The sequence below is a fragment of the Sulfitobacter indolifex genome (assembly GCF_022788655.1).
In the GTDB taxonomy this organism is placed as follows: domain Bacteria; phylum Pseudomonadota; class Alphaproteobacteria; order Rhodobacterales; family Rhodobacteraceae; genus Sulfitobacter; species Sulfitobacter indolifex.
Map to the genome: position 1 here is coordinate 31,119 of NZ_CP084956.1, position 12,525 is coordinate 43,643.

14 protein-coding genes are annotated in these 12,525 nt (G+C 55.3%); 3 read left to right on the forward strand and 11 right to left on the reverse strand.

The window, feature by feature from the left end:
- Positions 1 to 11 precede the first annotated feature (11 nt).
- The 7 genes from DSM14862_RS20730 to DSM14862_RS20760 all read right to left on the reverse strand — a co-directional run bounded on the left by DSM14862_RS20730 (position 12) and on the right by DSM14862_RS20760 (position 5,994).
- Complete coding sequence (locus DSM14862_RS20730; protein ID WP_007121042.1) at positions 12 to 779, reverse strand: type IV secretion system protein; 768 nt, start codon at positions 777 to 779, stop codon at positions 12 to 14.
- The gene (locus tag DSM14862_RS20735) at positions 776 to 1,888 is read right to left on the reverse strand and encodes a transglycosylase SLT domain-containing protein (protein WP_007121041.1); all 1,113 of its coding nucleotides are present in this window, start codon (positions 1,886 to 1,888) and stop codon (positions 776 to 778) included. The genes DSM14862_RS20730 and DSM14862_RS20735 overlap by 4 nt, the downstream gene beginning before the upstream one ends.
- Before the next feature lie 199 nt (positions 1,889 to 2,087).
- Positions 2,088 to 4,478: a VirB4 family type IV secretion/conjugal transfer ATPase gene (locus DSM14862_RS20740; RefSeq protein ID WP_007121040.1), complete on the reverse strand. Its 2,391-nt coding sequence runs from the start codon at positions 4,476 to 4,478 to the stop codon at positions 2,088 to 2,090.
- Positions 4,453 to 4,731 (reverse strand): type IV secretion system protein VirB3, encoded by a 279-nt coding sequence (locus tag DSM14862_RS20745; protein WP_007121039.1) that lies wholly within the window; start codon positions 4,729 to 4,731, stop codon positions 4,453 to 4,455. The genes DSM14862_RS20740 and DSM14862_RS20745 overlap by 26 nt, the downstream gene beginning before the upstream one ends.
- Positions 4,732 to 4,746: 15 nt before the next feature.
- Positions 4,747 to 5,028 carry a TrbC/VirB2 family protein gene (locus tag DSM14862_RS20750; RefSeq protein WP_039965702.1) on the reverse strand — a complete coding sequence of 94 codons (282 nt, stop codon included), beginning with the start codon at positions 5,026 to 5,028 and terminating at the stop codon, positions 4,747 to 4,749.
- 14 nt (positions 5,029 to 5,042) lie between these two features.
- Positions 5,043 to 5,717, reverse strand: coding sequence for a lytic transglycosylase domain-containing protein (locus DSM14862_RS21845; protein WP_279291309.1), 675 nt, complete (start codon positions 5,715 to 5,717; stop codon positions 5,043 to 5,045).
- Entirely contained in the window at positions 5,680 to 5,994 is a 315-nt protein-coding gene (locus DSM14862_RS20760) for a hypothetical protein (RefSeq protein ID WP_007121036.1), read from the reverse strand. Before DSM14862_RS20760 ends, DSM14862_RS21845 begins: the two co-directional genes overlap by 38 nt.
- Positions 5,995 to 6,126: 132 nt before the next feature.
- Here DSM14862_RS20760 and DSM14862_RS20765 point away from each other — a divergent pair, with 132 nt between their 5' ends.
- Entirely contained in the window at positions 6,127 to 6,705 is a 579-nt protein-coding gene (locus DSM14862_RS20765) for a hypothetical protein (protein WP_007121035.1), read from the forward strand.
- Positions 6,706 to 6,722: 17 nt separating this feature from the next.
- Here the strand turns inward: DSM14862_RS20765 and DSM14862_RS20770 are convergent, their stop codons facing one another.
- A complete protein-coding gene (locus DSM14862_RS20770; RefSeq protein WP_083790418.1) occupies positions 6,723 to 7,175 on the reverse strand; it encodes a helix-turn-helix domain-containing protein in 453 nt (150 codons plus the stop codon).
- A 154-nt stretch (positions 7,176 to 7,329) separates the two neighbouring features.
- Here DSM14862_RS20770 and DSM14862_RS20775 point away from each other — a divergent pair, with 154 nt between their 5' ends.
- On the forward strand, positions 7,330 to 7,584 hold the full coding sequence (locus DSM14862_RS20775; RefSeq protein ID WP_007121033.1) for a type II toxin-antitoxin system HicA family toxin: 255 nt from the start codon (positions 7,330 to 7,332) through the stop codon (positions 7,582 to 7,584).
- Positions 7,581 to 7,913, forward strand: coding sequence for a type II toxin-antitoxin system HicB family antitoxin (locus DSM14862_RS20780; protein WP_007121032.1), 333 nt, complete (start codon positions 7,581 to 7,583; stop codon positions 7,911 to 7,913). The genes DSM14862_RS20775 and DSM14862_RS20780 overlap by 4 nt, the downstream gene beginning before the upstream one ends.
- Positions 7,914 to 8,490: 577 nt before the next feature.
- On the opposite strand, the gene DSM14862_RS20785 is transcribed toward DSM14862_RS20780, so the two are convergent.
- The 3 genes from DSM14862_RS20785 to DSM14862_RS20795 form a co-directional block, all read right to left on the reverse strand.
- Complete coding sequence (locus DSM14862_RS20785; RefSeq protein ID WP_007121030.1) at positions 8,491 to 9,765, reverse strand: helix-turn-helix domain-containing protein; 1,275 nt, start codon at positions 9,763 to 9,765, stop codon at positions 8,491 to 8,493.
- Positions 9,766 to 10,283: 518 nt separating this feature from the next.
- Positions 10,284 to 11,453, reverse strand: a complete 1,170-nt coding sequence (locus DSM14862_RS20790) for an ABC transporter substrate-binding protein (protein WP_007121029.1) — start codon at positions 11,451 to 11,453, stop codon at positions 10,284 to 10,286.
- A 41-nt stretch (positions 11,454 to 11,494) separates the two neighbouring features.
- A complete protein-coding gene (locus DSM14862_RS20795; protein WP_007120584.1) occupies positions 11,495 to 12,523 on the reverse strand; it encodes a branched-chain amino acid ABC transporter permease in 1,029 nt (342 codons plus the stop codon).
- Positions 12,524 to 12,525: the final 2 nt, after the last annotated feature.

Here is a 12,525-nt window from a genome sequence, read left to right on the forward strand (position 1 = left end):
GAGGCGCATCATCACGGATCCACCGCCATTGATCTGAACCGGCGCTCATCGGCCAGTGTCGCCGCATCAACCACACCGAGCTGTCCTGCGCTAACACCTTGTGCCGCTTCCAAGCGCCAGATTTGCGTCAGGATAATCCCGAGTTCGATAGTGACCCGCGTGTTCAAATCAACGGCCGCTTTCAAGCCGTCTTGATCGTCGATCAAGCCAACCATTGTTTCAAGGCGTTCCAGACTTTGGCCTGCTTCTGCATGGCTTTCTTGCGCGGCTACCGACAACATAGCGCTGGCGCCTGCGGACGTCGCAATGCGGTTGTCAGCAGGTTGTGGCGATGACGAAAGAGTGCTGAGCGTCTCAGGCGTGAACCCACTGCCGGAGAGCACACGCTCTACTGATGCTTCCAGTTCCGCGCCTGGATTAAAGCCACTCAGGAAATCTCCGCTCGCCAGTGAGCGCGCTGTATTTAACGGGCCAACAAGTTTGCCCCGCAAGGCGCGGAATTCTTCAACCGATGCAAAGAGACCGCTCAGCCCGCTGCCTTCGATAAGAGATGCCAACTGGGCGTCCAAGTTAAGAAGCTGGGAAAGCTGGGTCTCGAGCTCCAACCGCATGGTGGCCAGCTGTTGCAGCTGAACATTCAGGTCTTCGGCCATGTGCTCAAGCTGCGCGACCAACTGGCCAAGCTGTGAGCCGTCAAACGTTGGCACGCCTTGTGCGCGCGCTGGCGTCGAAAGGCCAAGGGCGGTTATCGCCGCGACCGAAAGAAGAAGCTGTTTCAATTTGGCACTCCCATTTGCATGAATTCACGCTCGGATAGGCGGTCCGCGACCAGATGTTGGGCATGGGTCGCTTCGCGTTGTTGATTGGCTGCCATCAGCCTGACGCGCAGATTTAGGATGCGGGCGATTTCAGCTTTGGCGTAGGTGTTGAGTTCCCACGCGGCTTTCGCATTTGGTTGGGCGTCGATTTGCAGAATGATCGCGCGCAGGCGGTTGATGACCTGCATCGTCGTGGCGTGGCTGCTTGCCGCATAATAGACGCCTGCATCCGAGATGTTGGCGTATTCAGCGAGGGCGAAATCTGAGGATGACAATGTGCCAAGCGCCTCCGCACCACCGACAACGGCAAGGTATTCGTTGTAGAATTTGGAGATATTGCGCACATAGCCTTGGGTCTCGGTAAAAGGCGGCACGCCGCCATACTCGATCACGCGTCCGGGGCCTGCGTTATAGGCTGCGAGCGCATGGGGGATGTTGCCAAAGCGGTTCAGCTGGGTCGTGATGTAGCGCGCGCCACCACGCAGGTTGTCCATAGGATCGTAGCGATTGACGCCCATGTCCGATGCGGTGCCGGGCATGAGCTGTGTCAGTCCGTAAGCGCCAACATGGCTTTCGGCGGTGATATTGAAGCGGCTTTCCTGTTTGATCAGTGCCTGAAACAAGCAGCGCCATTGCGTGGCGGAAAGACCAGCCCGTGCGACGCCTGGTGCGCCAGCATATTCGCCTGCAACGCGCACAATCATCATTTCGACGGTTTCGCGGCCCTCGCCAAAGAGGCGGCTGTTCATCGGACTTGTATCGGTGTTGGGATAGACGGAAGCGACCCCAAAATCAGCGTTGCCTTCAAGGGCGCTGATATCAAAGCCCGGACCCGTCATAGCGGCAGAAATTGCCTCGAGCGTGCGCAGCTGATCTGCCTGCACCTCGGCGATGGAAGAACGCTCGGCTTCTTTGTCACCTTGGGTTCCCAAATCCTGAACCAATGCGGTCACACGCGCAATGGTTTGCCCGATTGCGGCGTTGTCTTGCGTTGGTACACCTTGGGCGAAGCCCGAGGTTGCATGCAGGCAAAGCCAAAGCCCAGCAGATATGATGACGGGGCGGATCATTCTGGGCGCGGCAGGGCTTCGAAAGTACAATCTTTGCCGCTCGCAGCTGAAACTGGTGCCGTGGCCGCGAAGGATAGCGTTGCGCGTGTCACCACCGGGTCACCGCTTCGGTTAAAGCATGGGGACGTTTTCTCGGTGTATTGCGCGCAGGCCGATAGCAACAGCGCAGCCGAAAGCACAAGAATGGTTTGGGAATATCTCATTGTGGTCTCCAAAAATCTGGGTTTGAACGCCAGTCGGCTGGCACGCGGGCCTCACCTGTGGCACCGCCGCCCAAGATTGGCAGCAAGTCGCCAAGGGCAGAGAGGTCAGCATCGACAAAGACGCTGTCACCCGCGGAGCGCACCAGCGCGATGCGTTGGCCAATGGTGGGTTGGACGAGCAAAGCAGCTTCCTTGGAGTTCACGCGCAGAAAATCGTAATCGGCCACCGTGGCGCGGTCGTTGGGAAACAGGATCTGCGTCGGGACGGTTTCAACAATGGTTTTGCCAACGCGGCTGTCGCGCAACTGGCTGGGGTACTGCGTCATCATGATCACGACGCAGTTCATCTTGCGCAGGGTCACGAGCCAGTTTTCCAACCGTGCGCCGAAATAAGGATCATCCAGTAGTTTCCACGCCTCGTCCAAGACGATGATGGTGGGTCGACGGTCTTCAACTACGCGTTCAATCTGGCGGAAAATGTATGAAAGCACAGCCATGCGCTCCGTTGTCATGTCGAGGATCTCAGTCATATCAAACCCGACGATGTCGCCAGAGAGATCGAGGCGCTGCCCACGGTCGGGTTCATCAAATACCCAGCCAAACCGACCGCCGGGGGCCCATTCTGCGACGCGGGACTGCAGCTCGCCATCATCATCCAAGGACTGGAACAAGGTTTCAAAGCTGGCAAAGCGCTGTAAGGCTGCGCCAGCATCTGCATTCTGTGTTACCGCACCCTGGATGTGGCGCGATTGTTCTCCGGATAAGGCACCGCTGCGCGTCAGCAAGGTGGCCAACCAATCGGATAACCAAGCGCGTCCGCGTTCATCGATTTCAGAGGCGAGCGGGTTGAGGCCTGTGGGCACGCCTGCGCGGATTTCATTGTAACGGCCACCCAAAGCTCGGACTGCCATTTCCAAGCCGCGATCTTTGTCAAAGAAGAACAGGCGTGCGCCGATCCGTTGCGCTTGCGCGGTGAGGAAGGCAGTCGTCAATGTTTTGCCAGTTCCCGTGCGCCCTAAAACCAGTGTGTGGCCCACAGTAGGTTCTTTGCTTGCAGAACCCGCTTCGTGGAAGTTGAAACGGTAGCCTGATGTACCCACTGTTGGCAGAACCGCAATGCTCTGACCCCACGGGCTCTCGTCATTGCTACGCCCTTCAACACTGCCGTGAAGGGCTGCAAAATCAGAAAAATTGGTCGATGAGATTGGTGTCTTTCGGGCGCGATAGCCAAAGTTGCCCGGGCTCTGTGCAAAATAGGTGGCTTTCAGCGCCATGTTTTCGCGCACGATCACAGCCATGATTTCTTGGCCGACCCGTTTGATCTGTGCGGCGGCGCGTTCAAGTGTGTCGCGGTCAGGCGCATAGACGGCGATGGAAAGGTGATGGTCGCCAAAGGCGATGCGTCCCGCCTCTTGATCGTCTGCAGCCAAGGCCAATTGGTCGCGCAATGACACGGCGGCATCATCTGACGCATGCATCTGTCTGATGATGCGCTGGATGCGCTCGGCCATGATGTTGTTCGGGATTGGACTGAATGAATTGGTCAGTACGATATCGAGAGGCAGATCTAACGCATCGAGAAGCGTCACGTCTGTCAGTGCGGGATAGGATTTGATGCTAAAGAGCGCGCCATATTTGACGGCACCTGTTGTGGCACATGTAATCGTCGCCACATCTCCATCGAACGTCGCGCGGCAATCACTGATGGTATGAGACAGGGGCAGGGGGCTTTGACCAAATGCGATGGGTGAAAAGCTGCCTGCGTTGAGCGTGTTCAGATACCCGAGCCATTCACCGCCCGTCTTTGTTAAGCGAACAGGGTTTGCCGAAGAGAGGGCCACCGCAAAGAAGCCCATAACCTCGTTGAGCTCTTGAACACGCGCTGCGCGGTCTTTGACCCAAGCTTTGCGGGCGAGTGCGCGCAAAAATGGGATGCGGGCTGCGAGATTGGGGCGGCGAATGACGCTGAGATACATCTGCCGCTTGGAAGGTCGCAGGCCTTTGATGTGAGCTGCCCAACGGGCATCGACTTGGGACGCGAAGGTATCACCCTCGACGGGCTTAAGGTCTAAGTTTTGTGGAACAGAGACGCGGTGGATGTAAAAACCGAACGTATTCCCGGTTTGGGCCACGATTGCGGCAACCGCGCGCTTGAGCGCATCAAGGCGATCGTCCTCGGTAGTCATCGGGTTCAGACCATCAAGGCGTAGGGTTGCCAGAAGATCGCCTTCGCGCAGCACCATCACATCGTCCGTTGCCAAAGCAAAATAGGGCAGGTGCTCCGCAAGGTAGCTTTCACGGGCAAATCCTGTTCCCCCAGCTTCACGCACCGCAGGGCCGATGCCGCTCAAAGTTCCACCATCAAGCGCCAAAGCTGTCACCCCCATGATGTGCGCGGTTTTTGGTCGGGCGCACGGTGCCAAAGGAGATGCGCAGCACTTCAAAGAAATGAGGCTCTTTGTCCGCAACGAACCAAAGGACTGGATAGGCAATGATCCCGATCAGGAAAAAGATCAGAGATTTCGTCCAGATAAATGGCAGAACGACCCCCATGGCCAAGACCACCAGATATCCGACAGGGAGACCCAGATACTTGGGTGGGCGTGCGAGGCCGAGGAAAAGTGGGGAACGTTCTGCCATCTGCTCTGCCTGCTCTTAGGTGAAGCCGTCGACGATGGTGCCCGCCGAGAAAATCAACACGATCCCGATGATCACGGAGGCGAACCATCCCCAGTTCAGCCGCCCCATCATGCACATGAAGCCTGTGCCAATGACCGCTAGAGTAGCCACGGCAATGCCAATTGGTCCTGTGAGTGCGGCTTCGACCGTCTCCAACATTGTTTGAATGGGCGACAAGTCTTGCGCGAAGGCAGGGGAGGCAAGGAGCGCTAAGGTTGCGACCATGAGTGGCAAGTATCGTGAGTGGTGTCTTGGCATGAAAATGTCCTTGATCAGTTCAGTTCAATAATGACGGGAGCGCGTGTGGGTGCTGTATTGGCGACGCGGATTGGTGCTGGCTGCGACGTTCCACCGGACAGCCGTTCACGAATGTCGTGGATGCGTGCAATGTAGGCGCGTGTTTCAGAAAACGGCGGTACGCCTGAGTATTGCTCAACGCGATGGGGCCCAGCGTTATAGGCGGCTAAGGCAAGTTCGACGCTTCGGAATTCTGCCAGTTGGGTTAGCAGGTAGCGTGCTGCGCCGTCGAGGTTCTGAGAGATATCGCGGGGATCCACACCAAGCTCGCGTGCCGTAGCAGGCATCAATTGCCCTAAGCCATAGGCACCCTTGGGGCTGATGGCAGTCGGATTGTAACTGCTCTCCGCTTCAATCATCGCTTGAAACAGAACGTGCCAGTCTCGCGTCGAAAGGCCTGCTTGCGCGATGGCCCTGTTGTTTTGGTGCCGGCTGGCCGTCTGACGAATGAGTGAGAGAACTTGGGCAGAGGCTCCCGCCGCAGGCGCAATTGGTGCAACGGCAACAGGTTGCGCTTCCACAGCATCGTCGGACGTGGCCCAGCTCGGGCGTGTTCTGTGAAACGTCCACCCAGACGCCGTAGCCGTTCCGTCAGCGCGAAAGGCTAGAACGTCAGCCGTTGCCCTCGAGGGTAATGTTGTAGTCAGCACCAAAGCGCAAATCGCGCCCGTCGCCAAACTCGAGATGGTGTTTGAAAAGCCCCGGCCAGATATTGAAGTATCGCGCTTCTGGCCCGAGAGGCGTGATCCGCGTGGACACAAGAATGGCTTCGGGTTCGCCCTCACGCAGGTAGATGCACTGGTAGCGCGGCTTGCCATCGTCCGTGAACCCCACGAGTTCATACCGGCAGCGGAACGCAACTTCCCTCTTTTGAAGGTCTTTGACCCCATCGAGTGTGATCAAGATTTGATTGCGCGCTATCGGCATTTGGACTCTCCCCCTGAGAGCCCTTCTAGTCCGACCTAGTACAAGCGGAAAGACACATTGAGTCAATATGATATATTGCAGAATTTAACAAAATGCTAAACCATAGGACGAAACCAAACAAAGGAGTCTCCGATGAAACGGCTTATTTTGTCAGCAATCTTTGGTGTTTTGATGACATTTGGCGCACCTAAAAAGGCGCAGGCCTACGATATAGATTGCGCGATTATGCTCTGTATGGCGGGTGGATTTCCTCCGAGCGCGGTCTGCGCGCGGGCCTATCGCACAATGATCCGCCGCATCACGCCGTGGCCGAGTAGGCCTCCGTTCGGGATTTGCACCTTCGCCGCAGTACCGATTGAATTGGGTGGCCCCGGCGGTGAGGGCGAGGTTGATACGGACCTTCCAGAATACGAATGGCTCAACCGCACACATGTGATCTGGTTCACAGGCCGCTCTTACACGCCGCGTGACGATCCAAGGCAGTGGGACTGGAGTATTCGGTCTTGTGACCGTGAAAACCGAACCTGCCGATATATCGCACGTGTCTACGGCTCGCACACGCGTTGGCCGAGCTCATTTGTCTCCGAAAGCGGGCAAACTATTTTGTTGCCCGTTGGGCGTGGTTTTGGAAACTTCTACTCGCGCGATATCATGGTCGAATATGGCGACTACGGAGGCAATATGGGTCATTCAGACTGGTTTTCCTACTGAGCAGGTATCTGCCTTTGTCAAAGCAGTATGCAAGGTTTCACGACAATGGCCGATTGTTTGACCTTCTTCGGATCGACAAGCCAGCGGCGAACAGTTGATCCGTCGTTCCATCTATAGTCGATCAATACGAGGGTAAGATCGTCTTGCCGCTTCTCAAATCCCTCTTGAAACGGCACAGCAAGCAGCTGTGAGCCTCCAGACACCTTTTGATCATCTGAGGTTTCATGATCGGCGGTTCCTGACTTTTTACCGCGGGTTATCAGAACTGGCTCGATTAACTCGATGGGGTCAACTTCGAGAGCAAAAGCAAGCTTTTGCACGGTCGCCATTGAGGTATAATATTGTGAACGTTCCAGTCGGCCAACATAGCCTCGTTCAAGTCCTGCCTTAAGTGACAGGGCTTCTTGGCTAAGGGATTGAAGCCGCCTTAGTTTTCTTAAATTTGCACCAACGCGATCTCGTAAATCCATGCGAGATCAATGGCTTGATTTTGGCTGATAGTGCGACGGAGTATACTACAGATTCTGTTGTTTTGACGTTTGGTGCGGCGCATCATGAGAAACCGGCACACACCCTAGTGAGCAACTTGCTTGCAATATATGCAAGCATGACCTATATAGACCCATGAATAGCAAACACCGCAAGACTCTGGCCGTTGTCTTTGCCGACCCAGTGTCGGGAACAGTCGAATGGTCCGCTGTTGAGAGATTACTTGTCGCAGCTGGTGCGCAGGTCATCGAAGGACGCGGTTCACGAGTGCGGTTCGAAAAGGACGGCGAGGTCGAGACGTTTCATCGTCCGCATCCCGCCAAGGAAGCCAAACGCTATCAGGTGCGCGCCGCCCGCGCATTCTTGGAACGGATCGGAGTAACGCCATGACCAATACCATGACCTACAAAGGCTACTCAGCCCGCATCGAGTATGATGATGAAGATGGCATTTTCACTGGCCGCCTTGCCGGTATCAGCGATGGTGTCGGATTTCATGCTGACACGGTTGAAGCGTTGCGGGATGCCTTTCATGAAGCGGTTGAAGACTACGTTGAGACTTGCGCAAAGGTCGGCAAGGAGCCGCAAAAAGCATTCTCGGGTCAAGTCATGTTTCGCGTCGATCCCGAGGTACACCGCAAGGCGGCACTCGCGGCGGAGCTGTCTGGCAAAAGCCTGAACCAATGGGCCGAAGAAGTTCTTGGTCGCGCGGCGGAGTAAACGAAGACACTGAACATCGAAGCGTCGGGATTGTGGGTAACGCGCTGCCCGCCCAACAGGGCGGGGCATTGGCAACCAAACTTACTGCTGGGTATGCTTAGATTTAAGTATCCAGCGGTAGTCTCACGGTGTCGCCCTCAATCACGGGGAAGGAAATTTTGGTGAAACCGCAGTCGGTCAGAAAAGACACGATTCCCGTCACGGTTTTGAACTCACGAATGGAAATTTCACCTGCCATCCTAGAGCGCGCCGTGACCAACATTTGCGTAGTCCCATCGGCATGTTCTGCGTGCATCGTCCAAACTCCAAACCATGATGATGCTTTGCGCGTTGGCGATACGTTGCATGTAATGATGAGTTTCGAACCCGTCTCAAGGCGCTGTTTCAATGCGACCTCTGTTAATACATTGGGTGTTTCTGGTGGGTTCAACGGCAAGATTCAATCCACTCTCAATCGGTCAATAATGCTTTATTGTACCAACACCGGTCCCTAAGACAAGCTACGAAGGGGGCTATCTGCCCCCGCGCCAGTGGCGCTCCCCCGAGGATTATTTCGGGGAAGATAAAGGTAGGTGTCCTATCCTTCTGCGTCGTCCGAAGTAAATTCGATTTCGATTGTGCTGAACGGCTCTATACGGGTCAGACCATCGTTTCCGATTGACGCTTGGATAACATCAAGGGCTTTGCTTGCTTCGGTGTGAAAGTCTCTGCCATCACCCGATTGGGAAAGAACGTCGCGTAGATCAAGCGTGATGGTGAACACCATTTCGCCCATGTCGATCACAACAACTTCGTGATCCATGCTGCGTATCGACGGTTCCGACTTGGCGAGTATCGAGCATAGTTCAACCATAGCTTCGGGGTGCAACGTCAAGCCGGTCTGTTTTTGGGTTTCAAAAAACAGGGCTGCGATAAAGTTGTGAGAAACAAAGCGAGTGTCTTTCACGTCCCAATCGTTCATAAAATCGGCTGTGTAGCCCTCGTCAGCACCGACCAATGCCGCATATCGGTCGCGGCACGCTTCACGCATAGCGCCTTTGGTTGGGTAGGATGTTGCGAGGGCCGCAAAAAGTGTCTCCGCTAATGTATGCGGATCAACGGTGTCATCGTCATGGCCGGACGCAAAACCGACAGGGATTTTGGCCTTGTTTGGTCCTTCGATGTATGGGGCACCTTCGCCAAATGAATCGCAATATCGTAGTGGTTCACCAGCGAAACGTTCTACAAGTTCCGAACCTCGACCAGCGCGAACAGCTCTGATCCAAATATGGCGTGTAACTTTGGACACTGACTTTGTTCGGAATCCAATCAAATAGTAGTTTTCGTCTGGGTCAAAATCCACTTGCCAAAAGTTACCTTCAACAGCTTTTGCAAGTTCATTCGCGAACAATGCTTCGTCCTGGATGGTGAAAAATTCTGTTGGCTTCTTTACTGGCTCAAGGCCCCAATACTCATACCAATGATAGTCGGGGTCATGATGCTCTGGCAGCGTATCCGCGCCGTAGACGTGGATGGAAGCAAGACGACCGATAATTGCACCAATGACTTGATCTTGCCAACCAAGGGAGGGCGGCAAGCCTTGCTCGGCAAGACCTTCAACTGTGAAGGTGCGCAGGTAGATTTCGTCGATCCCCTCGTCTTCATCTTCCGCTTGGCGCTCGTCGCAAAACTCGACAACCATATCATTTGTGAACCGTATATAATCATAAAGTTCTTCCAAAACCGGACCCGGCACTAGCAGTTTGCCGCTGTCCCATTTCTTGATCGTATCGAGCCGAGTGGAAAAAATGTTGGATGCATCCTTTTGGGAAAACCCAAGGTATTTGCGCATGTAAGCGAACCGATTATCCATAGCGATAATCCTCCATTTGTTGTTGAAACTGGACTTGAAACCAAAAGCCAGTGGACCAATCCTCCGGCTGTGTTGAATCGTAGTTATCTTCTGCGAACCGAGCAAGCGGTTAAAGGGCCATCTGCATTCGGCCTTTAGGGCAAACAGGCTGGCCTAGCCTCGCGCGGTAGTCAGCAAGGGCGTAATTAACTCACCCAAAACTGAAACCGGACCTTCGTGCACAATGCAGCGAAACAGGAACAAGAGCCCAGAGCGCACGGTTTTCTTCAGTAGAGCTAAAGTCTGCAGTCTGGGGAAGGCGGAATTGCCTCAAAAACGGCAGCCCAAATCTGGCATTGGGAGAACGTTGCGACACCTTGGTGCAGCACCTCCACTGCATAACTGTCTCGTCTCTGTTGTCTCTCTTCGTTGATTTGCGATGTCGAGCCTAGGGTGCAAATCATTCTGGCCACCAGAAGCATATGAAAAAGGGTGCTCCAAACATGGAACACCCGCATTGTTTTGCATCCAGAGCCGGCTTACTTCAGCAGCACGTCCAGCGGCACAGGTTCGCTGATTGTAAAGCTGCCGATGACACCTGGTTTGCCATCTGTAATCTCGACAATCTGCATTTCAGCAGAGTTCTGGTGGTGGATCTGATCAGAGAAGCTGCGCGGACCAAAGACTGTTGGTTCGCCATCCATCTTCTCAAGTTCGGCTGTTACGGCTGATGCTTCGACAGTTCCGGCCCGTTCGCCCGCTTTGGCCCATAGATCAATCAGCAGATAACCCGGATACGCGTATGTGCTGGACGGACCAGCGCCTGTAGCCGCCTCAAACGCATCACGGAGTTCGTTTACGGCAGGACGCGTATCATCGCCGTAGATAGACCCTTGCACCGGCACAATGAAGTTGGACAAATCAGGTGCGGCGTCCAGCCAGTAGGAGCCATCAACCGCAGAGCCGTTCAGGATGGTCGAGTTGATGCCCGCTGCCCGAATTTGGCGCACAGCAGACGCAGCCCCCGGAATGTAGGAGCACAGCATGATCACGTCTGGTTCGCTCTCAAGGCCTTTGATCCGGGTGATCTGGCTGGCGATGGAGGCATCGCCATTGAGGAAGGTATCACGACCGACAATCTCGCCACCCGCTTTGGGGAACATCCAGTCGAATCCGGTGCAGATACCTTTGTTGTATTCGATTGTCGTATCAAGCAGCACATAGCCGGTTTTTGCTGAACGCTCCTTAACGGACCATTCCGCCATCGTCGCCCCTTGAACAGCCGCCAGAACAGAGGCGGAGAAACTGTTCGGGCCAACCCCTTGGATACCTGCCTTGATGTCTTCTGCGCAGAGGAAGAAGGAGTTCAGGCCCGCCGCCTCAGCCGCCAAGGCTGCAGGTGCGCCAAAGTCGTAGTCACAGGTCACGATCAGCATTTCCGCGCCTTCATCGACCAGTTGCAGACCGGCACTTGCGGACTGTGCCTGATCGCTCTTGGTATCGGCTTCGATCCATTTGATCTGCTTGCCAAGCAGACCGCCGGCCGCATTGATCTCATCAATCCGGATGCGCGCCGCGGCGACGGCAGGGGCGTCATAGGCTTCGAGCCAACCGGATTTTGCAATGGCAAAACCGATTGTTATGTCATCGGCCATGGCGGGCGCGCCAAGCGCTAACGTGAGGGCTGTTGCAGTGAAGAAGTGTTTCATTAGTCGTCTCCCTTTAGGTTTCGATGTGTTTGATTTTCCGGTTAGCGGCCACCGATCCGCAGCCGGAGTTCACGCCCGCCAGTCAGACCGGCAGGGCGTAGAATGAGAACCAGGATCATGATGATCCCGATGATGATTTCCTGAGCACCCGTTGGCAGAGCCAATGTCGTCTCGCCAATCTCCATGCCCCGCTCCATCCGCACGAGCCCCTCGATGATGATGGACAGAACAAGGACCCCCATGACAGCGCCGGTCAGGCTGCCAATGCCGCCCACGACAAGCATTGCAAGGGTAATGAAGGTAATGCCGAGGTAGAAGCTGTTGGGGTTCAGAACACCAAGCGAATGGCCAAAGAGCGCACCCGCGACACCCGCAAAGAAGGCAGAGACCACAAGAGAAATGAGCCGATGGCCATACATGTTGATACCGCTGGCGTCTGCGGCCACTTCGTCTTCGCGGCTGGCACGCAAGGCCAGTCCGGATGCGGAGTTGGCATACCACGCAGCGGCCAGAACTGTGACAGAGGCCCACCCCAGAGTAACCCATTGATCGGCATATCGTGTCAGGCCGACAACAGAAGACGTGGCCCCCGTGACGCCTTCCCAGCTGGAATAAACGGTGTAGACAATTGCCAGAAATGCGAATGTCGCGATAGAGGCGGCGATGCCGGAGAGCCGCAAGATCGCAGCACCTGAAATCAGTGCAATGACAGCCGCCAGAAGGCCCGAAGCAACAGCAGCCGGAAAACCATGCCATTCAGCAGTCGCCAGATACGGCCAGAGATCAGGTAGGAACATCCCCTTCATCTGGGGCCTCAGGGTCAGCCATGCAGAGCAATAGGCCCCGATCGCCATGTAACCGGCATGTCCGAAACTGACGAGGCCGGAGTTGCCAACGAATATCCAAAGCCCGACAACAAAGGTCACGCGGATCAGGGTTTGCGCCGCCATACGCGCCAATGATTTGTCACCCAGAAGCGTGACCAGCAATGTGAACACCACCAGAATGGCGATCAGCAAGATTGGCGTGGACCAAGCACTCAGGCGCTTTTGTTTATGTGTTTGTGCCATGT